The organism is Acinetobacter sp. BEC1-S18-ESBL-01 (assembly GCF_014169935.1).
Classification (GTDB): Bacteria; Pseudomonadota; Gammaproteobacteria; order Pseudomonadales; family Moraxellaceae; genus Acinetobacter; species Acinetobacter pittii.
In genome coordinates this window covers 3,439,698-3,461,247 of record NZ_AP022302.1, presented here as the reverse complement: position 1 = coordinate 3,461,247, position 21,550 = coordinate 3,439,698, and the positions used below count along the sequence as shown (strand labels likewise).

Sequence of the window (21,550 nt, the reverse complement as noted above, 5' to 3'; positions counted from 1 at the left end):
AAATAAATATTTGCAATATAAAGCGAGCTGACTCTGGTTTTAACTTAATGCTTTTGCTTATGAGTCTGTTGCTGTGCTTGTAACTGCTGTTGTAACTCTGCCAAACGTGCATTCAGAAGTTGAATACGTTGGTCTTTTAAACGTAAAGTTTGATTTAGTTTGGTTACATTCCTTTGTAATGTAACGGTTTTTTCTCTTGTTGTCATAACTTTTACTGCTAACTCAGTATTGTTTTGACTTTGTTGTGTGCTCTTTTTAGCACTTCCATGTGTAGAATTTTGACTGTTTTCAGCCACAATACTCATTTCGGCTTGTTGTAAACGGTATTTTGCTTTGCCAGAAGTTGATTTTGCAGTATGTGCGATATCTGTTTTTGACTTGTTTTGATGAGGTTTAGCTGCAGGAGAGTGAGCTAGGTTAAGTGCGATTCCCTGACGCAAACGATTTACATCACCTTGAATAAAAGCATGTCGGTTTTGTGTTTGAATATCATGCATGACTTTCGCAACAGGTTGTTTTGTTTTCGCGGCAATACGATTAGCAATGCTCCATAAAGACTCATTTCGCTGTACCACATATTTACCTGATGATGCTGGTCCTTTGTAGGAACTTAACGATTGTTTCTTCGCAGGATTTTGGTTAAGCGCTTTTTGAGATACAGATTTCTTTTGCGCTGTTAGATTTTTGACCGGAGTTTTTGGTGAATTATTTGTAGCTGTCTTAGCGCTGGTTGGTTTAATTTCTGTCTGATCTGGAGTAGTAGCTGTTGTAACTTGTTGAGCAACCTGAGTAGAAGGATTTGCACTAAGTGTATTGGATGAATTTGTGTTTATTGCTGGAGCAGTTCCAACGTTAATACTAAGACTGTGTTCACCATTTGAATTATTTGTAGTTGAGGCCGAAGTTGGTGATGCATATCTAGTACTTTCTGGCAGATTTAGAGCAATGTCTTTTTCATTGACAATAAACTGAGGTGACAAAGTACTTTCGTTATTTTCAGTCTTTTTTATAGAAGAAGGCTTAATTACGGTTTTGATATGCTGCAAACGTGTGGCAGAACCTTCACTAATTTTTACTACAATATTTAGTTCAGGATCAATCACAGGGCGAGATGAGGTAATTACAATAACCCCTGAGCCTTGACCGTTTTGGCGTGTATAAAAATTAAGATTTCCGGGCGGCTGATGAGTTACGCCTAACGCGCTTAAATCTTCAGGAGTCGCTAGACTGACTTTTAGATTAGCGTTGGGGTCAGCTTGTTGAAAATTCATTTCGGCATATAACAAATCGCCAGGTGCGGACTGAATTTGTATAGGGTCTAATGTAATCGCATAAATAGAAGGCGAAGACATAATGGTGAAAATGGCAATTTTTAATTTGTTATAAACAGTCATCTCAATCCATGACCTAATAAGTCGTAAAGTCATTCAAAATTATACAATAATGAAATGTAAATAAATTGTAAAATTTTCACAAACCAGTTACGAAAAAGCCGATCTAATGTGATCGGCTTTTTATTTTGACTGAATAATTCAAATCAAATTATGAGCTTTTGTATTCAACTAAAATACGTAACATGCGACGTAAAGGCTCAGCAGCACCCCAAAGTAACTGGTCACCGACTGTAAATGCACCTAGATACTCTTTACCCATGTTGAGTTTACGTAGACGACCTACAGGCACAGTTAAGGTACCAGTTACAGCAACAGGTGTAAGGTCAGTCATAGACGCTTCACGAGTGTTTGGTACAACTTTCGCCCATTGGCTTGAAGTACGAATCATATCTTCGATTTCATCAAGCGGCACATCTTTTTTCAACTTGATAGTAAGCGCCTGAGAGTGGCAACGCATCGCACCAATACGGACACAGTGGCCGTCGATAGGAACAATTTGTGAGTTACCCAAGATCTTGTTGGTTTCAACCTGACCTTTCCACTCTTCTTTTGATTGACCGCTTTCGAGCTGTTTATCAATATAAGGAATTAATGAACCAGCTAATGGCACACCAAAGTTAGCAGATGGGAAACCTTCACCACGTTGTAACTCGGCAACTTGACGATCAATATCCAAAATTGCAGATTTAGGATCATCTAACAATGTTTTAGTATTGTTGTATAAGTAGCCCATACCAGTTAGTAGCTCACGCATGTTTTGTGCGCCAGCGCCTGATGCTGCTTGATAAGTCATAGCAGTCATCCATTCCACCAAATTATTTTGGAAAAGTGAACCTACACCCATCAACATAAGTGATACTGTACAGTTACCACCTACGAAAGTTTTGGTGCCGTTAACCAAGCCGTCTTTAATAACGTTAAGGTTTACTGGGTCAAGAACGATGATCGCATCATCTGACATACGTAAAGTTGAAGCTGCGTCAATCCAGTAGCCATCCCAACCAGTCGCTTTTAACTGTGGGAAAACTTCAGACGTATAGTCACCACCTTGACAGGTAATAATGACATCCATTTGCTTCAGACTATTAATGTCTGTAGCTTCCATAAGTGCTGGGGCAGTCTTACCACCAAATGAAGGAGCTTCACCACCTGCATTACTGGTAGAGAAATAAAATGGCTCAATATGAGCAAAATCATTCTCTTCAACCATACGTTGCATAAGGACGGAACCGACCATCCCGCGCCAACCGACCAGACCTACTTTCATGTCATTTTGCCTCGGTGCGTTAAAATTGTTAGGGGGAGTTGAGTGTATCAAAAGTGTCCACAACTGCAAGCGTTACAGAAACAAAACACCATCTTTATTGAGTAGAATATCTTGTTTATGTTACATACAAAATTGATAAAGATGACAAAAACTTTAAAAAACAAATCATCTTAAAAGAGAAAATTCAATGATTTATATCGAAGTTCTAGCTGGTCTGGTGATTTGGTTGAGTTTCTGGTCACTTATTCCTCGTGATGAGTGGTGGTTTCGTGGTGCCGACTTCCCTCGGTTGCAGATTCTATTTGTTGGTCTTTTAGCCTTTATAGGAATGCTGTTTTGGCCCACCGAATGGAATCTCTGGCGTGAAGTCGTGCTGGCTGCGCTCATTGCTGCCATTGCCTATCAGCTTAAAATGATTTTGCCCTATACTTTGTTTTGGAAAAAACAGGTTAAACAGGTGAAGACATCTCAATTAGATCCACAAAAGCAGATTTCCTTAATTGTATCGAATGTGCTCACTCCTAATGATAAGTATCATTTATTGCTTGAACAGATCAGGACATTAAAACCAGATTTGCTGCTTACATTGGAAAGCGATACGACATGGGAAAATGCTTTAACAGAGATTGAAAGTGACTATCCTTATCGCGTTCCTGTACCTTTAGATAACCTCTACGGCATGCATTTATATAGCCGTCTACCTTTATCAAATACTGAAGTTAAATTTATTCTCAGTGATGAAATTCCCTCCATTCATACAACTGTTACTTTACGGTCTGGTATGCCAGTTCAACTCTATTGTTTGCATCCTAAGCCACCTAGTCCAACTGAGGCGAAGGATTCGACTTTACGCGATGCTGAACTTTTAATTGTGGGCGACCAAATTAAAGATCTAGATGAAAGCTGTATTGTGATGGGGGATTTAAACGATGTAGCATGGTCACGTACTACACGGTTATTTCAACGAATTAGTGGATTGCTTGACCCGCGTGTTGGGCGACATTTCATTAATACTTTTCATGCAGATTATCCATTGTTGCGTTGGTCTTTAGACCATATTTTCCATAGTACCGATTTCGGTTTGGTGAAGATGCAGCGTTTACCTCATGTTGGATCTGATCATTTTCCTGTCTATGTGGTTTTGCAGACTAGTCGAATATTTGAGCATATTCAAGAGGAGCTAGAACAAACTCAAGATGATGAAGAAGAGGCGCAAAGAGCCATCCAAGAAGGAATTGCAAAGGCTGAAGCCGAAGAAAAAGTGGTGACTGATAAAATTGCACAGCCTTATAAATAAAAAGAATATAAAAAGTGATGTAAGCAATATCGTACAAAGATTTGAGTCTAGGGCGAATAGGCAGAGGGTTATAAAAACCTTATTCTACATTCATCGGCACACGGAACCGGGAATGGATAGTCCCACGTAAGGATACACAAAGCTGATATGGAATAGCATCACGGATCGGATGTTGGAACGGAAACGATAAAAATAATTATTAACCTGAAAGCACAACCTCATTTACCCGAGTTTTGCAGGACGCAGAACTCGGGTTGATATTTTTATATACCTTATTAAATTTATTGTAAATCATATAAAAATTTCCAAGATTATCTTATTTTTAAAATCTATTTAATTCGCGTTAAGCCTTCATAAATTTTCATGTACATGTGCGCAATTTTTAATGAAAAAAGATACAAAATTTTTTTTATCTAAGTTTTTGTTTTTATAGCTTATTGACGAATAAATATAGGCTTTAATTTATTTAAAGATAAATTGGGGTTGTTTAATTAATAAATCTCAATAGAATGTGCCGATCGTTGACATGTTGGATCGTCAACAGGCATTGTTTTTTACTTCGCCGGATCGGCGGGTTGTGATTTGTTTGTACATTTAAATTTCTGTTTGGGAATTAGTGTACATGTTGAGGTTTCACTCTTAGTTAGTGGTCTTCTCCCTCTCATATTTGATACTTTGCGGTGCATAAGGATTGTCTTATGAAGAATTTTAAATTTAGCCTTGCTTGGCAAATTTTAATTGCTTTAATCCTAGGGATAGTTGTCGGGGCTGTTTTACATAACCAGCCTGAAATCAAAGACAGTATTGTGAATAATGTTCTTACACCACTTGGTAAGATCTTTATTAGCCTGATTAAAATGATTGTTATTCCAATCGTTTTCTCTACCTTGATTTTAGGTATTGCAGGTGTTGGCAGTACGAAAAGTTTAGGGCGACTTGGTTTTAAAACCATTCTCTATTTTGAAATTATTACGACTATTGCTATTTTGGTTGGCTTGGTTGCGGCAAATATTTTCCAACCAGGTGCTGGTGTAGATAAAGCGATGTTAGTGACGACTGATATTTCGCAATATCAGCATACAGCTCAAGAAGTTGGTTCACAGTCACATGGATTGGTACAGACAATTTTGTCCATGATTCCAACCAATATTGTTAACTCTATGGCACACGGTGAAATGTTGCCTGTGATTTTCTTTGCTGTGTTGTTTGGTATTGGTTTATCTTCTTTGCCAGCAACTACTAAAGACCCATTGTTAAATGTATTTCATGCAGTTTCAGAAACGATGTTCCGCGTAACGCACATCATCATGAAATATGCACCAGTGGGTGTGTTTGGTTTAATCGCAGTAACTGTTGCTAACTTTGGTTTTACTTCACTCATTCCATTAGCTAAATTAGTAGTGTTGGTTTATGCCGCTATCTTTTTCTTTGCTTTTGTGGTTTTGGGTATTACCGCAAAAATGTTTGGAATCAACATCTTTATCTTGTTTAAGATTTTAAAAGATGAATTGATTTTAGCATTCTCAACAGCAAGCTCGGAAACGGTTTTACCACGTATTATGCAAAAAATGGAAGCTTACGGTGCGCCAAAAGCAATTTCCAGTTTTGTGATTCCAACAGGTTATTCATTTAATCTTGACGGTTCTACGCTTTACCAAAGTATCGCAGCAATCTTTATTGCACAGCTTTATGGTATAGATATGTCGATCGGTCAACAGGTAATCTTGGTTATTACTTTGATGATCACTTCTAAAGGTATTGCTGGTGTTCCTGGCGTATCATTTGTTGTCCTATTGGCAACTTTACATACTGTTGGTATCCCGCTTGAAGGCTTAGCATTTATTGCTGGTGTTGACCGTATTATGGATATGGCTCGTACTGCGTTGAACGTTGTTGGTAACGCACTTGCTGTACTTGTAATCAGTAAATGGGAAAAACAATACGACTCTGAAAAAGCTGCCGCTTATGAAGCAACATTTAAATAAGATGGCTTTCTTTTAGTTGTAAAAAACCCGCGAATATTGCGGGTTTTTTATTGGGGTTATTTCAAAACGCGTTGGTATAGTTCTAGTGTTTGATCACACATATCTTTTAAGCTAAACATAGTGACAGGAGCAACGATTTGAGGTTGTTCAATATGATTTTTTACAGTCTCGATTAAGGCTTTTTCATTTTCTGCTTCAACAAGACCTTGTGGGTATACATTCGATAAAATCTCGGCAACACCGCCACGGTTCCAGCCAATGACTGGTGTACTCACTGAAAGCGCTTCTAAGGCTGTTCTACCGAATGTTTCGGCTTGATTGGATAGGGAGAGCACAATATCGCTAAAAGCGAGCCATTCCCGAATATCTGAGCGATGACCTACGAAGGTAATTTTATTTGCGAGCCCTTTGCTTTGAATAGTACTTTGCAATTCACTTAAGTAGGCTTGCTTTTTGGCATCAGCACCGCCGACAACAACCACATGTAGCTGAGGATATTGCGTCTGAAGTTGCTGCATCAGTTCAATTAAACTTTCATGCCCCTTTAAGCGTGTAATACGACCAGGTAAGCAAAGTAAAAACTTATTTTCAAGCTCAGGAAAGTCATTAAAAACTTGGTTAAACCACTGTGCTGAGGGCTGGTAATTATGTGGAAAAGCGGCAGGGTCAATGCCCCGATAAATTCGCACAATATCTTGCGGTGGACATTTTTTATAATGGTCAGTGATGTATTTAACCACGCTGTCAGAAACAGCAATTACTTTTTCAGCTTGAGTCATAATCGCACTATAACGATTAACCGAATAGAAACCATGTACAGTGCTAATGAGGTGAGGGCGTTTGTTTGCAGGTATTTTTCTTAAGGCAAAATGAGTAAGCCAAGCTGGTACACGAGAGCGCACATGAACAATATCGGGTTGATGCTGTTCAATCAGCCGGCGTAAAGGACGAATTTGCCACAAGCTTGAAAGTGATTTTTTATGAATTGGTAGCGTTAAGTGAATAGAACCTTCAGCTTCAAGTTGAGACACTAATCGTCCGCCATTAGACACAACCAGAGATTGATGGCCCTGTGCAACAAGTGCGCTTGCAATTTCTAGCGTGCCGCGTTCTACGCCACCGCTATTGAGTTCTGGGAGAAGTTGCATCACTTTCATTGTTTTTTGCCTTTAGGTTGTAGCAAAGTGGGGGCTTGCGGTTTATTCATTCAATAGGTGGAGTTTACTCCTTACTTTTGTTTTGGCAAAAGTAACAAAACCATTTGTTGGACTAACGACCCATCCCTGATGTCGTAGTCCAACAGGCGACATCCATGTCGCCTTCGCACGATAGTACATACTGGAGTTTATTTAGATATTTATAACTATGGTACGGTAATTATTGAAGGTTTCAGTAAATCTCTTCATATCCCTCAGGACGTGTCTTAAAACGACGATGGAACCACATATATTGAGTCGGTGCGATGCGAAGCTGATTTTCAATAATTTTATTAACTCGAGTTGCATCATCGACTTCATCTTCAGTTGGCATATTGTCTACCGCAGGTTCAATCAAAATATGATATTTAGGGTCCTGTACATCACCGTGACGATAAAAATATAAAGGAACGGCAACTGCCTTAGAGATTTTTAGTAAACGACGATGAGCAGTTACTGTGGCCGCTGGTACGCCAAAGAATGGTGCCATCACCCCTTGCTTGAGTCCAAAGTCTTGATCGGGGCTATACCAAATGGCATCGCCATCTTTAAGGTGACGAATTAAACCACGCATATCATCATGGTCGATTTGTGCTTTATAAATGGTGCCACGGCAACGATAAATCAGCATATCGAGCAATGGGTTATTTTGAGGTCGATAGACAACATCTGGTTCAAAATACTGAGCACAAACATAGCCGCCAGCATCAAGAAGCGTGCTGTGAGTACCCAATAATAAAACACCTTTGCCCTGAGCTTGAGCATTGGTAATGTGTTCTAAGCCTTCAATGGTGACACGGTTTTTAAACCAGTAAGGCTTATACCATGCGTTTAATGTCTCAAACACACCAAGCATCATATCTACAAAAACTTGCTTAGCTTGTTGTTGTACTTTTTCGGCTGACCATTCGGGAAAGCAGACTTCTAAATTACGAATAGTTGTTTTTCGGCGAGATTTTAAATATCTCCAAGCAAGATTTGCTAAGCCATGAGCCAGACGCCATTGAATTGCCCACGGCAAAATAGCCAAAAGCATTAAAAAAACAATGGCAATCCAAATACCCCAATATTTAGGCAATAAAAAGGACCATTGAAATTCACCGGGCGTATAAGTCTGCTTTTGGCTCATAGCGATATAAAGAATTCGAAATTAAAACTGGCAAAAGTGTATCACGAACTGAATTTATCGTCGTAATACACTGTTGAATTGAGCGGTTAGGATAAGGAAGTAAAACGTGGTTATCGACGATTTTCTAAAAGAATACGAACAGCAAGCCCAGCTAGCACTGTGCCCATAAGCCAACGTTGTATATTTGCCCAAAGAGGCTTTTGTTGAAGAAAAAGGGCAATGCTACCCGCAGAAAGCACAATCAGCGCATTTACCGAGACGCTAACAAAAATTTGAATAGTACCGAGCTGAATGGATTGCCATAAAATACTGCCTTGTTGTGGGTGAATAAACTGTGGCAATAACGATAAATACATAATCGCAATTTTAGGATTAAGTAGATTTGTAGCAAAACCCATTAAAAATAGTTTAGCTGGGGAGTCTACCGATAATTGTTTTATATCAAAAATAGGAGATGCATTGGGACGTAGTGCTTTCCATGCTAGCCAGAGTAAATAAATTGCTCCTGCAATACGAATGGTGTCGTAAGCATAAGGAACTGCAACAATAAGCGCTGTAATCCCGAAAGAAGCGCAAAGCATATAAAATATGAAGCCAACGCCAACACCAGCGAGTGAAATAAATCCCGCCGTTTTTCCTTGGCAAATTGAACGAGAAATAAGGTAAATCATGTTTGGGCCAGGGGTAAGCACCATGGCCCAGCAGATTAATCCGAATGCTAAAATTTGAGAAAGATCTAGCATGAAAAATACTCGAATATTATTATATTGGTAGATATAACATAATTATTTTTATAAGTCTTATATTCAATTAGAGTGACATTTTGAAGTATTAATGCTGACTAAACTTAATCACTCATCAAGTGTTTTTTATAGATTTTTGTGCTTTTAAAATTTATATATTCTAAAAAAGCCCCCTTAATTTAAGGAGGCTTTTTTATTATTTAAATTGTAGGAAAGAACGCGAATTAATTTCCTTTGCTCATTTGTTCAAGCTCATCCCAACGCTCTAATTTTTCAAGTAATACCTCTTCAATTTCTGCAAGGCGTTGACTTGCTTTAGTTGCTTCATCGGCATTACTTACAAACCACGAACCATCTGCAAGTTTGTCAGAAAGCTCTGCTTGTTCAACTTCCAGTTTCTCGATTTCGGCAGGCAGTTGTTCAAGTTCACGTTGGTCTTTATAGCTTAGTTTGACCTTTTTCACGTTACTTTGAGCTGCGGCTTTTTCAGCTTCGGCTTTTGCCTGAGCTTTTTTAACGTCAGACTTTTGGTCTACAACTTTATCATCTGGACGCTGCAGCAAATAGTCTTGGTAGCCACCAATGTACTCTGCAATATTGCCTTTACCATCAAAGACCCAAGTCGATGTTACAACGTTGTCCATAAATGCACGGTCATGCGAAATGAGTAATAGGGTACCTTTGTATTCAGAAAGCATCTCTTCAAGTAGCTCAAGAGTCACCATATCCAAGTCATTGGTTGGTTCGTCCATCACAATCAGGTTCGATGGTTTAAGCAATAATTTAGCAAGCAAAATACGGTTACGCTCACCGCCAGAAAGGGCCTTTACTGGTGTACGTGCACGTTCAGGTGAGAACAAGAAATCTTGTAAATAGCTATAGATATGACGACGGTTACCATTTACATCAACAAAGTCAGAACCTTCTGAAACGTTAGCCATGACTGTTTTTTCAAGGTCTAAGGCATTACGTAATTGATCAAAATAAGCAACTTCTAACTGTGTACCAGTCTTAACAGAACCACCGTGTTCGATTTCACCTAAAATGGCTTTAATTAACGTTGTTTTACCAACACCGTTATCGCCGACTAGACCAATACGGTCACCACGCATAACAAGCGTAGAGAAATCTTTGATAAGCGGTTTATCATCATAAGATACACTTAGGTGTTCAATATCAAATACTAATTTACCAGAGCGATTTGCTTCTTGAGTCGCCATGCTCACTTTGCCTTGTTGTGAACGACGAGCTTTTGATTCTTCACGTAAAGCTTTTAAGGCACGAACACGACCTTCATTACGCGTACGACGAGCTTTAATCCCTTGGCGAATCCAAGCTTCTTCTTCAGCTAATTTTTTATCAAATAGAGCATTTTGTTTCTCTTCTGCTTCCATTTGCTGAGCTTTAAGCTCTAAATAGCGTGAATAGTTGCCTTCGTAGCCACGTAGGATGCCACGGTCAAGTTCAACAATTCGAGTTGCAATACTGTCTACAAAAGAACGGTCATGCGAAATAAATAGTAGCGTTAAATTATTTTGATCGAGTAGAAATTTTTCTAGCCACTCAATACTTTCAACATCTAAATGGTTCGTCGGTTCGTCTAGAAGTAATACGTCTGGCTGCGTTAAAAGAGCACGAGCCAGTAAAACACGACGTTTACGACCACCTGAAAGGTCTGCCAAATCTGCGTTTGGGTCGAGTCCCATTTTACTTAACAGGGCATTGACCTTGTTTTCGAGTGCCCAGCCGTCGAGTTGGTCGAGCTTATGCTGAAGATTACCCATACGATCGCAGGCTTCCATATCTCCTAGCATACAAGCATCAGTTGCTTCATGATAAGCTCTGAGTACTTCGGCAGCTTCTCCTGCACCATCAGCCACAATATCAGCAACCTTACCTGAATCCATTGGGACGTCTTGGGCTAACATTGAAACAGTTAAACCATTTTGAATAGAAACTTCACCAGAATCCGGTAATAGGCTTCCCTCGATCAGTTTAAGTAAAGTAGACTTACCTTCACCATTACGACCAATTAAACAGACTCGTTCGCCACGTTCTAGATTAAAGTTCGCGCCATCGAGCAGGGCAGGTCCGCCAAAAGCAAGTTGGACATCCCTTAGGGTAATATAGGCCATAATGTTTTCCAGAATCTCAAATGAGGATTTAAATGACTAAACCACCATATCATGATGATCAAGCGTCATTTTCCGCACCCATTGAAGATTTGCAAGTGCGAATTACATTTTTGGATGATTTAGTTGAACAATTAAATCAACAACTCGCTATTCAAACTCAAGAAATAGCTGATTTGAAAAAACAAATGCAATTTCTTTATCAACGTGTGGAATCTTCAGATTTATCAGAAGGCATTGCACCTTTTGATCCATTAACGAATAAACCTCCCCACTATTAATAAAAAGGCAAGTTCGATACTTGCCTTTTTATTTGGGAATATTTTCAATTTTGTTTAAAAACCTTGTAAGACGATCTTTCCTTTTGTTGTCCCACTTTCAATTTGTTGATGAACTCGTTTTAAATTTTCAGCATTAATTGGACTTATAACTTCTGTCACAGTCGTCTTAATTTTTCCTTCATCAACCAGCTTGCTGACTTCATTTAATAGTGCACTTTGTTTTGCCATATCTTCAGTCTGGAACATTGAACGTGTAAACATAAACTCCCAATGCACCGATACAGACTTGGTTTTAAACGGTTTGATATCTAACTGTTCAGGATCATCAATAAGTCCAAAACGGCCTTGCGGTGCAATCAACTCGACAATATCTGCTAAATGCTGATCTGTTTGAGTAGTCGAGAACACATATAAAGGTGCAGTTAAACCTAATTGCTTGATTTGGGCTGCTAAAGGTTGACGATGATCTAACACATAATCTGCCCCAAGTTGCTTAACCCAGTCTTGAGTTTCTGCTCGTGAAGCTGTTGCAATAATTGTTAGGTTAGTCAGCTGTTTAAGAAGTTGAATGGTGATTGAGCCAACACCACCAGCTCCACCAATCACTAATATTGTTGTGTTTTCTGGCGCGTTCTTTGGAACTTGCAGGCGATCAAATAACATCTCCCAAGCCGTGATTGCAGTTAAAGGGAGAGCTGCAGCCTCGGTTACTTCTAAAGTTTTTGGTTTATGGCCAACAATGCGTTCATCAACGAGTTGTAATTCGCTATTACTACCTTGACGATTAAGAGCACCTGCATACCAAACGATATCGCCAATCTTAAATTGAGTAACTTTATCTCCAATCGCTTCAACGATACCTACTGCGTCCCAGCCAAGCGTTTTCCACTGATTATTCTCAGGGTTTACATTCTTTCGAATTTTAGTATCTACCGGATTTACTGAGACAGCTTGTACACGAACAAGTAAATCGTGTCCTTCAGCAATAGGTGCATCGAGTTCAATATCAACGAGTGCTTCTGGCGATGTAATGGGACCAGCTTTTTGATATGCCACAGCTTTCATAATTATCATTCCTCTTGTTGAGAGTTTGATCATAACGTAAGCTTAAAATAAGTGACTACAGACAAATAACGCTCATAGTGTCAAAAAGGATACTGTAAAATGGCAAAAGCAAGACACTCAAGTTTTGATTGCTCTCCAGGTTGTTCAGTGGAGGCTGCGATTAGCTTGATTGATGGGAAATGGAAATGCGTCATTCTTTGGCATTTATTTAATGAAGGCACCTTGAGGTTTAACGAAATTCGAAAGCGTGTTCCGAGTATTACCCAAAGAATGCTGACAAATCAGCTACGTGAATTGGAACAAGATGGAATTATTCATCGGGAAGTCTATCCTCAGGTACCACCTAAAGTAGAATACTGCCTGACTGATTTGGGACAAAGTCTTGAGAAAATTCTGTTTGCTTTAAAACAGTGGGGGGATGCTCATATTGACCAGTTTGGAAAGCTGACACTTGTTAATGGCCATCCGGATCCTTAATGATATTTGTATCAGCTCATCGCAATTTGCACTGTGAAATCTGACTATTTTGAAGCTTGCCCATGTATCGGGCATTATTTTCATGATGAAACTTGCGTTTTCTGGTCAGCTTATGCAACTCTAATAAAAGAGATTAATAGGTTTTGCTATGGACAATATGGGAATTTGGGTTACCGTTATCATTGTTCTTTTCGTACTAGGCTCCATTTTTGGTTTAAGAGTGAGCCCACGTGAAAAGGCACTTGGTATTATGCGTGATAAAGCTCGTAAAATGGGTTTACACCCACGTGTAATCGTTGCACCCGAATGGACGCATATCCCAATGGCGACTGAAAAGCGTGCCAGCATGGTTGCTTATTATAGTGTATTGATTCCCGATGCCCGTTTATCTTTAATGCGTGCTCGCGTTATAGACGGCAAATTAAAAGTGGTTCAGGGTGATGAGAAATTTAATGATTCTCCCATTGCATTAAAAGGGATTTATGCTATTGATATGCAGGCAAACTGTGTAGGGCTTTATTGGGATGAGGAATCAGACCTGAGAGCAACACAATTAGATGAGATGAAGGCTTATCTGTTGAACTTGGCTAAAGCCTGATTTTTAAATTTATTGGTATAGGAATAACATTTTATATGGCGAATACCTCGCGCTCTGCATCTCAAAGCACAGCATCTACTGCACCTGCTGCACATAAACGTGCCTTAGTGATTGTGGAGTCGCCTGCCAAAGCGAAAACCATCAATAAATATCTGGGTTCGCAATACATTGTAAAGTCTTCTGTAGGTCACGTGCGTGATTTGCCAACAGGTGGCAGTAAATCAACTGAGAAAAAGCCGGCTGCGCGGACGAAACTCACTGAAGCAGAAAAAGAACAAAAAGCCAGTCAGGCTTTAGTTAATCGTATGGGGGTTGATCCTGAACATGGTTGGGAAGCTCATTACGAAGTTCTGCCAGGTAAGGAAAATGTTGTTGCTGAACTAAAAAAACTCGCCAAAGATGCCGATGCAATCTATCTCGCAACGGACTTGGATAGAGAAGGGGAAGCCATTGCTTGGCACCTAAGAGAAGTTATTGGTGGTGATGACAGCCGTTATCATCGCGTGGTATTTAACGAAATTACTAAAAATGCCATTCAAGAAGCATTTAAACAACCTACGCGCCTAGATTTAAACCGAGTTAATGCTCAGCAAGCACGCCGTTTCTTAGACCGTGTTGTTGGCTTTATGGTTTCACCATTGCTGTGGGAAAAGATTGCCCGTGGTTTATCGGCAGGTCGTGTACAGTCTGTAGCGGTGAAACTGGTTGTAGAGCGTGAAAGAGAAATTCGTGCTTTTATTCCGGAAGAATACTGGCAAGTTTTTGCAGACACGCAAGCCAAGAAAGATGACATTCGTCTTGAAGCAGTTAAGCAAGCTGGTAAAACCCTTAAACTGAAAAATAAAGCTGAAACTGATGCTTTATTGGATGTTTTAAAAGGTGCTGAATATAAAGTTGCACAGCGTGAAGATAAACCGACTAAGGTAAATCCAAGTGCACCGTATATCACTTCAACACTGCAACAAGCTGCAAGTACACGTTTAGGTTTTTCTGTAAAGAAAACCATGATGCTGGCACAGCGTCTATATGAAGCAGGTTTTATTACTTATATGCGTACTGACTCAACGTTCTTGAGTGATGATGCAGTAAGCATGGTACGTGCCCATATTGAAAGCCAATTTGGTGAGAAATATTTACCGGCAAAGCCAAACCGCTATGGGAACAAAGCAGGTGCTCAAGAAGCCCATGAAGCGATTCGTCCTTCAAATGTTGCACTTACAGGTGATCAACTTGCGGGTGTAGAGCGTGATGCTCAGCGTTTATATGATTTGATCTGGCGTCAATTTGTTGCATGTCAAATGACTCCAGCAGAATATTTATCTTCAACTTTAACGGTTGAAGCTGCAAATGTTGAATTGAAGGCAAAAGGCCGTACGCTTGTATTTGATGGTTTTACACGAGTGCGTGGTGCTAACAAGTCTGATGACGATATTATTTTGCCTGCAATTAAAGTAGGTGAAATTTTAAAATTAGAGAAGTTAGACCCAAGTCAGCACTTTACTAAACCACCTGCACGTTTTACTGAAGCTTCTTTGGTTAAAGAACTCGAAAAACGTAGTATTGGTCGTCCTTCGACTTATGCAGCGATTATTTCTACAATTCAAGAACGTGGCTACGTTAAGTTAGAAAACCGTCGTCTTTTCGCCGAAAAAATGGGTGAAATTGTCACGGATCGACTTGATGAAAGTTTCAATAACTTGATGAACTATGCCTTTACCGCAGACCTTGAAGGGCAGCTCGATAAAGTTGCAACAGGTGAGCGTAACTGGAAAGAGTTACTTGATACTTTCTACGGTGACTTTAAGAAACGTCTGACCAATGCCCAGGGCGAGCACGGCATGCGCCGTAACCAACCAGTTGAAGTGCCAGCGGTACATTGTCCTGAATGTTCACGCCCAATGCAGATTCGTACAGGTACAACAGGCGTGTTCTTAGGTTGTTCTGGATATAACTTACCGCCTAAAGAACGTTGTAAAGGAACCTTGAACTTAACGCCAGTTGAGTCTCTAGCAGCGTTATCTGATGATGATGGTGCTGAAACCGCAGACTTGATGTCAAAACATCGTTGTGCGAAATGTGGCACAGCCATGGACAGCTATGTGATTGATGGTGGTCGTAAACTGCACGTATGTGGTAACAACCCTGACTGTGATGGTTTTGAGCTTGAAGAAGGTGAGTTCAAGATTAAAGGCTACGATGGCCCAACCATTCCGTGTGATAAATGTGATGGTGAAATGCAGCTTAAGACTGGTCGTTTTGGTCCGTATTTCGCTTGTACAAGCTGTGACAATACTCGTAAAGTCTTGAAAAGTGGTCAGCCTGCACCTCCACGTGTAGAACCGATCAAGATGGAACATTTGCGCTCAACAAAGCATGATGACTATTTCGTGTTGCGTGATGGTGCTGCTGGTTTATTCTTGGCTGCAAGTAAATTCCCGAAAATTCGTGAAACACGTGCGCCAAAAGTTGCGGAATTGCGTAGTGTTGCCGCTCAGCTTGATCCTAAATATCAATTTATTTTACAAGCACCAGACGTAGACCCTGAAGGTAATCCGACAGTTGTGAAATTCAGTCGTAAGAATCAATCACAATATGTAGGCTCGGAAACTCCAGAAGGTAAACAAACCAAATGGAACCTAATTTATCAAAATGGTAAATGGGTTGAGGGCTAATTAAGTCCACAATAAAAAATGCTAGCTCAGCTAGCATTTTTTATATCTAAAACAATAAAAGAAAATTTTTAAATGTATGGGGAAAAAGAATGTGGAAAAACATTCGAGTTTTATGTTTGTTAATTATTTTATTGATTGTTGCTGTTCAGGCATGGCGAGATCAAAACCAAGACTGGAATCAACCTATTGTTGTCGTTTTACATCCTATTAATGCAGATGGTTTGCAGACAACGCAGAGCTATATCCATCAGTTAAAATACACTGATTTTGAGAGAATAAGAAATTATTTGGGAGAATGGTCGCAACACTATCGTGGTCAATCAGGAAACTTTGTAATTCGTTTAGGTCAGCCATTACAGCAGCGACCTCCTGAGGTTCCTCAAAATGCCAATATCTTTCATGTGATGTGGTGGAGTTTAAAGTTCCGTTTTTATGCATGGCGCCATCAACAATCTGAAGACAATGGGGCATCACTTAAACTCTATTTAAATTATTATGATCCCAATTATCAAAAAGTTTTGATCCATTCGACTGCTTTGGAAAAAGGTCGTATTGGTAGTGTGAATTTATTTGCGACTAAAACACAAGCTTCCCAAAATCAGGTTGTGATTGTTCATGAGCTATTACATGGCTTTGGGGCACAAGACAAATATGATTTAAAAACTGGTCAACCGCTTTATCCTCTAGGTTACGCGCACCCTGAAAAAGTGCCTTTATATCCGCAAACTGACGCTGAAATCATGGGTGGTCGAACACCATTATCTGAGCAGAGCAGTAAAATGCCGAATGGTTTACATGAAACGATAATAGGTTTACCTACAGCTCAAGAAATTGGTTGGGTGAAATAAAGTTGTGGATAAATACTGCTTTATCCACATTAATTGATAAGAAACGATGCAGATCTTATACAGACAAAAAATGTGAAGTGGATCACTATTATTAGGTAGATGAAATTCTAATACCTGATAATAAGAGTGGCCATGATGAAAACTGTCGGTAATGATTTGGTGCGTAATCAGTTACATGCTGATCGTAAGTGGTATTTGATATTAGGCTTTGTGCTTATTGGCTTTGGTCTGATTTTGTTTAGTTCATTACCATTTGCGACCTTTTCTGTGGTTTTTTTATTTGGAATACTCATGATGGTTGGAGGTGTTTTACATCTTGTCGCGGCCATTAGTGTCTTTAAAGGTGCAAGCCGTTGGTTATGGGCACTTTTTGGTGTGCTTTATCTAATGGCGGGCTATTATGCTTTTTCTACTCCCGTAACGACAGCGGTAGTTTTGACGAGTTTATTATCAATAGCACTGATTATTGCTGGAGCTATACGTACAGTAAACGCGATTTTACTTAAACCAATTACTGGGTGGGGTTGGACCTTATTTTCAGGATTATTAACACTCGCTACAGGTATTTTGATTTTGGTTTCTAAAGATTCACCTTTTTGGGTGTTAGGCATGTTCCTTGCCATAGATATCTTATTTCAAGGAATTAATTTTCTAGGTCTGGCTTCTGCGATTAAGCATCTGCCATCTAGTTCAAAAACAGTATCTTAAATAATATTGTTGAATCAAAGAGCACTTTAGGTGCTCTTTTTGTTTTTAGGGCGGGCAGATGCATCGGTGGTTGGGTCTGTTAAACTATGTCTTGGTGTTTTAGCGATATGTGTTATGAGTCTTGCAAAATTAATTAATGAACTAAATGCTCAGCAAAAAAAAGCAGCCACGACGTCTGCGCAGAACTGTTTAGTTTTGGCAGGTGCTGGCTGTGGCAAGACTAAGACGATTGTTGCCCGTGCTGCCTATTTAATTGATCAAGGCTTACCAGCAAATCAAATCCAGATTTTAACATTCACCCGACGTGCTGCGAGTGAGATTGTTGCAAGAGTAGAGCAGCATGTAGGAGCACAGGCAAAGGGTCTAAGAGCTTCAACTTTTCATACTTTTTGTATGTATTTACTGCGCCGTAATCCACAAGCTTTTGGCTTAAATCAATTTAGTATTATTGATCGTGATGATCAGTTGCTGATGTTCCGTTTATTAAGAGGTAAAGACAAAGATAATGTTTTACCTAAAGCGGCAGAGCTGTGTGATCTATATTCCTATGCAAGAAATACTCAATCTAAGCTTTCTGAAGCATTAATCAAACAGCTTCCAGATGCATATGAGCATAAAACTCAAATTGCTGAGTTGATGAAAACTTATGAGCAACGCAAAAGAGAGCGTAATTTTTTAGATTACGACGATATCTTGTCGATTGTGGCTGTTCATTTACAAAACTCAGAAGCGTTGACCAATTGGGTGGCAGGTTTTTGTCAGGCATTGCTAGTTGATGAAATGCAAGATACAAACCCTTTGCAATGGGCTTTGTTGCAGCCCTTAATTGGTAAAGTGAAGTTATTTTGCGTGGGTGATGACGCTCAGTCCATTTATGGCTTTCGTGGCGCAGACTTTGAAAATATTCATTCTTTTAAAGAACGAATACCTGATGCAGAAGTTCTTACACTGGCTTTAAATTATCGCTCGACTCAAGAAATCTTAGATTTATCGAATTGGCTTTTGGCACATAGCCCAATTGATTATCAAAAACAGCTACAAGCACATCGTGGCCAAGGGCAAAAGCCACAGCTACATTTGTTTGGTAATGAGTTTGAAGAAGCAAACTGGATTGCACAAGATTTAATAACGCGCCATCAGCAAGGTGCAAGCTGGCATGACCATATGGTGTTAGTTCGTTCTGGTTATAGTGCGCGATACCTAGAAGGAGCTTTTATTGCGGCTGAAATACCTTATCGTTTTATTGGTGGGGTAAAGCTTCTTGAGTCGGCCCATGTAAAAGATGTACTGAGCCTGCTGCGTATTGTGAGTAACCCTCAAGATGATTTAGCTTGGATGCGTTTTTTAACCTTGTGGGATGGGATCGGTGATGTTGGTGCCAGTAAGTTAGCCCAAGAGCTGATGGGAATTATTGATGTCGAGGAGCGTTGTCAGCGACTTGAACGCCATGGCAAGGTACCTCTACAAGCGATTTTAATTTTAAAACAACTAGATGTATTAAAGCAGCATGTCGAGGCAAGTATTGGCTTGGCCCTCGATGCTTTAGGTGAGCAGCTAGAGCAAAATTATAAAACTAAAGATTGGTCACGCCGTTTAAAAGACTTTGATTTGGTTAAGCAGCTTGCGCGTAAGCATGCATCGTTAGGTGAATTCCTTGAAGAATATGTGCTTGAACCTATTTCAGTTTCTGAAATTGAAAAAGCTGCTGATCAAGATTTAGTGACTCTAATTACGATTCATTCAGCTAAGGGTGCCGAACAGAAAGTTTGTTATGTACCTCACGTATCGCCAAATCAATATCCTTATGCAAGAGCACAGGGTGATTTTGATGATGTTGAGGAAGAGCGCCGTGTGCTGTATGTCGCCTTAACGCGTGCTGAAAATGAATTAATCTTGACGAAGCAAAATCTTAATACGTGGTCGCAAGACACTTATGATGAGCAAGGTCGTAAAATTGAGAGTTATTTCTTAAATGATCTGCCTGCACACTTGGTTCAAGCAAAAATTCATAGACAAGTACCTCAGCAATTTACTAAAAAACAATGGAACAGATCTCCTGCAGTAAATTTAGGTTTTGGTATCGATCTGGACTAAACTACTGTATAAGACGCTGTGATTACTTAAATGTATATTGGCTCTCCCTTTTATTGCCAATTAAGGTTAGAAAATGAAAATATTAGTTCGTAATTTAGATCGTGCTGTAAGTGAAGCTGAAGTTTTAGAGTTGTTTAAGGCATATGGTAAAGTTGATACATGTGTTCTTGTGACTGATAAAGATACAGGTAAATCGAAGGGCTTTGGTTTTGTTGAAATGCCTAATCCCCGTGAAGCGATTAAGGCAATTAAAGGCTTAAATACGCTTAAAGTTAAAGGCTATGGAATTCGAGTTAAAGCAGCCGAAGAATAAGTTTTCCAGATGAAAAGACAATTTTTAGCTCTCTCAATTGTAACGCCGAATGGTACTCGTATTGCTAAAGGTATAAAAACACTTGAAGTACGTTCATGGGTGCCTACACAGTTACCAGTGAAAGATCTATTAATTGTCGAAAACCAGAACTTTCTGGTTAAAGATACTGATGAAGAGGAGGGAGTTGCTGTCGCTTTAGTTGATGTCGACTCAGTTCATACTTGGCGAAATGACGAGGTCAATTTAGCCTGTGCATCTGCTTGGAGTGAAGGGTATTTTGCTTGGGTCTTAAGTAATGTTCGTCCTATAAAACAGCCAGTGAAAATTTTAGCTAAACGTAAAATTTATCAAGTTGAGCTGGATTTACCATAAATAACGTTGATTTTATCAATGGAGTCGTTAAGCTAAGAATAGCTATTGCAATGGCGATTTTAGAACAGGAAAGTTTAGTTATGTCACGTGTTGCTCGTTATCATGCCGATCGTACCAATCAGAAGCTCTATTTTGCACGTCTAGCGTGTCAACAGGCAGAGCAGACCGATCATGTGCAGCAGGTACAAGCTTACCGTGAAGCAGCTGTATTTCATTTACATGGCGCAATGTTAGCGTTCTTACAAGAATTGGTACGTTATTACCGTTTAAATGATTTGCAACCCACCTTAAAATCTATTGAGGAACATATGGCGGCAAAAGGACAGGTTTCCCCTGAAGTGTCCGTTTTGCAGCAATTGGCAAAAGATGGTTTTGTTGCAGAGTTAAAACGAGCTTATCGTATGTGCCAATACGCCCCAGAACCAAAAGAACCGACTCCTGAAGAAGAAACTTCTTCTAACCTTATTATTAAAGTGACACAAGGGCCTCAGTCTTGGTTGCCAGATGTTAAAATCTTGCGTGAATGGCACCGAGAATTAAGTCATTTAATTGATGGTTTTCGTAACGAAATGGTCGAGTTCTAAAATTAAACTGCCTAGATGCTTGAAATTTCGACTAGGTGTGCCTATATAAATAAGACAAGAGATGCAAAGTGCAAGGGTGCTTTGCCACCATGTTGAAACATGGAGGAAGTATATGTCTATACAGCAATTGAAAGAGTTATTTGGAAATCAAGAAGCAGTGTTGGAATTAGTTCAACTCGAAGGTGGTGAACTCGCCTTGCGTAATGCAGGTTCTGAGAATGAACCCTTGGTTAAAATTCAATTTAGCGATGAAGTCAAAGCAATCTTGGGTGAGCAGACTCCAGTTGTTGCTCAGCATATGATTCAGGCTGCATTGTTTGGACTGCTGGAAAAGCAGGTAAACGAGTGGCAGGCTGAGGTATTAGACGAACAGCCTAAATTCTTGAGTTAAAAAA

The 21,550-nt window shown here is 39.6% G+C and carries 20 protein-coding genes; 13 read left to right on the top strand and 7 right to left on the bottom strand.

The features are described 5' to 3' along the window. Positions 1-44: 44 nt before the first annotated feature. Positions 45-1,394: a FimV family protein gene (locus H7R46_RS16455; protein WP_005066043.1), complete on the bottom strand. Its 1,350-nt coding sequence runs from the start codon at positions 1,392-1,394 to the stop codon at positions 45-47. 148 nt (positions 1,395-1,542) lie between these two features. Further along, positions 1,543-2,661, bottom strand: a complete 1,119-nt coding sequence (gene asd / locus H7R46_RS16450) for an aspartate-semialdehyde dehydrogenase (protein WP_005066045.1) — start codon at positions 2,659-2,661, stop codon at positions 1,543-1,545. Positions 2,662-2,848: 187 nt separating this feature from the next. On the opposite strand from asd, the gene H7R46_RS16445 reads away from it, so the two are divergent. Next, complete coding sequence (locus H7R46_RS16445; RefSeq protein ID WP_005066047.1) at positions 2,849-3,958, top strand: endonuclease/exonuclease/phosphatase family protein; 1,110 nt, start codon at positions 2,849-2,851, stop codon at positions 3,956-3,958. Between the two features lie 698 nt (positions 3,959-4,656). Further along, positions 4,657-5,943 (top strand): glutamate/aspartate:proton symporter GltP, encoded by a 1,287-nt coding sequence (gene gltP / locus H7R46_RS16440; RefSeq protein ID WP_002114864.1) that lies wholly within the window; start codon positions 4,657-4,659, stop codon positions 5,941-5,943. Between the two features lie 56 nt (positions 5,944-5,999). On the opposite strand, the gene H7R46_RS16435 is transcribed toward gltP, so the two are convergent. From H7R46_RS16435 to H7R46_RS16420, 4 genes are all read right to left on the bottom strand, one after another. Continuing rightward, positions 6,000-7,100: a glycosyltransferase family 4 protein gene (locus tag H7R46_RS16435; protein ID WP_005066050.1), complete on the bottom strand. Its 1,101-nt coding sequence runs from the start codon at positions 7,098-7,100 to the stop codon at positions 6,000-6,002. A gap of 232 nt (positions 7,101-7,332) precedes the next feature. Continuing rightward, positions 7,333-8,268 carry an LpxL/LpxP family Kdo(2)-lipid IV(A) lauroyl/palmitoleoyl acyltransferase gene (gene lpxL, locus H7R46_RS16430; protein WP_005066053.1) on the bottom strand — a complete coding sequence of 312 codons (936 nt, stop codon included), beginning with the start codon at positions 8,266-8,268 and terminating at the stop codon, positions 7,333-7,335. 110 nt (positions 8,269-8,378) lie between these two features. Continuing rightward, positions 8,379-9,011: a LysE family translocator gene (locus tag H7R46_RS16425; RefSeq protein ID WP_005066055.1), complete on the bottom strand. Its 633-nt coding sequence runs from the start codon at positions 9,009-9,011 to the stop codon at positions 8,379-8,381. A 224-nt stretch (positions 9,012-9,235) separates the two neighbouring features. Continuing rightward, entirely contained in the window at positions 9,236-11,146 is a 1,911-nt protein-coding gene (locus H7R46_RS16420) for an ATP-binding cassette domain-containing protein (protein WP_005066057.1), read from the bottom strand. A gap of 32 nt (positions 11,147-11,178) precedes the next feature. On the opposite strand from H7R46_RS16420, the gene H7R46_RS16415 reads away from it, so the two are divergent. Beyond that, positions 11,179-11,424, top strand: coding sequence for a SlyX family protein (locus tag H7R46_RS16415; protein WP_002115104.1), 246 nt, complete (start codon positions 11,179-11,181; stop codon positions 11,422-11,424). A 54-nt stretch (positions 11,425-11,478) separates the two neighbouring features. Here the strand turns inward: H7R46_RS16415 and H7R46_RS16410 are convergent, their stop codons facing one another. Next, entirely contained in the window at positions 11,479-12,489 is a 1,011-nt protein-coding gene (locus tag H7R46_RS16410; protein WP_005066060.1) for a zinc-binding alcohol dehydrogenase family protein, read from the bottom strand. A 99-nt stretch (positions 12,490-12,588) separates the two neighbouring features. Between H7R46_RS16410 and H7R46_RS16405 the strand changes: the two genes are divergently transcribed. The 10 genes from H7R46_RS16405 to H7R46_RS16360 all read left to right on the top strand — a co-directional run bounded on the left by H7R46_RS16405 (position 12,589) and on the right by H7R46_RS16360 (position 21,546). After that, a complete protein-coding gene (locus H7R46_RS16405; RefSeq protein WP_002115061.1) occupies positions 12,589-12,966 on the top strand; it encodes a winged helix-turn-helix transcriptional regulator in 378 nt (125 codons plus the stop codon). A 148-nt stretch (positions 12,967-13,114) separates the two neighbouring features. Then, positions 13,115-13,564 carry a hypothetical protein gene (locus H7R46_RS16400; protein ID WP_005066064.1) on the top strand — a complete coding sequence of 150 codons (450 nt, stop codon included), beginning with the start codon at positions 13,115-13,117 and terminating at the stop codon, positions 13,562-13,564. 35 nt (positions 13,565-13,599) lie between these two features. After that, positions 13,600-16,236 (top strand): type I DNA topoisomerase, encoded by a 2,637-nt coding sequence (gene topA / locus H7R46_RS16395; RefSeq protein ID WP_005066066.1) that lies wholly within the window; start codon positions 13,600-13,602, stop codon positions 16,234-16,236. 89 nt (positions 16,237-16,325) lie between these two features. Next, complete coding sequence (locus H7R46_RS16390) at positions 16,326-17,084, top strand: hypothetical protein (RefSeq protein ID WP_005066068.1); 759 nt, start codon at positions 16,326-16,328, stop codon at positions 17,082-17,084. 126 nt (positions 17,085-17,210) lie between these two features. After that, on the top strand, positions 17,211-17,792 hold the full coding sequence (locus H7R46_RS16385) for an HdeD family acid-resistance protein (RefSeq protein ID WP_014208303.1): 582 nt from the start codon (positions 17,211-17,213) through the stop codon (positions 17,790-17,792). A 114-nt stretch (positions 17,793-17,906) separates the two neighbouring features. Further along, positions 17,907-19,886: an ATP-dependent helicase gene (locus tag H7R46_RS16380; protein WP_025469764.1), complete on the top strand. Its 1,980-nt coding sequence runs from the start codon at positions 17,907-17,909 to the stop codon at positions 19,884-19,886. Positions 19,887-19,959: 73 nt separating this feature from the next. Next, positions 19,960-20,199, top strand: a complete 240-nt coding sequence (locus tag H7R46_RS16375; RefSeq protein WP_002115113.1) for an RNA recognition motif domain-containing protein — start codon at positions 19,960-19,962, stop codon at positions 20,197-20,199. A gap of 9 nt (positions 20,200-20,208) precedes the next feature. Beyond that, positions 20,209-20,571, top strand: a complete 363-nt coding sequence (locus H7R46_RS16370; RefSeq protein WP_002115036.1) for an ASCH domain-containing protein — start codon at positions 20,209-20,211, stop codon at positions 20,569-20,571. An 80-nt stretch (positions 20,572-20,651) separates the two neighbouring features. Further along, the gene (locus tag H7R46_RS16365; protein ID WP_005066079.1) at positions 20,652-21,155 is read left to right on the top strand and encodes a DUF6586 family protein; all 504 of its coding nucleotides are present in this window, start codon (positions 20,652-20,654) and stop codon (positions 21,153-21,155) included. Positions 21,156-21,267: 112 nt separating this feature from the next. Continuing rightward, complete coding sequence (locus tag H7R46_RS16360) at positions 21,268-21,546, top strand: hypothetical protein (protein WP_002114792.1); 279 nt, start codon at positions 21,268-21,270, stop codon at positions 21,544-21,546. Positions 21,547-21,550: the final 4 nt, after the last annotated feature.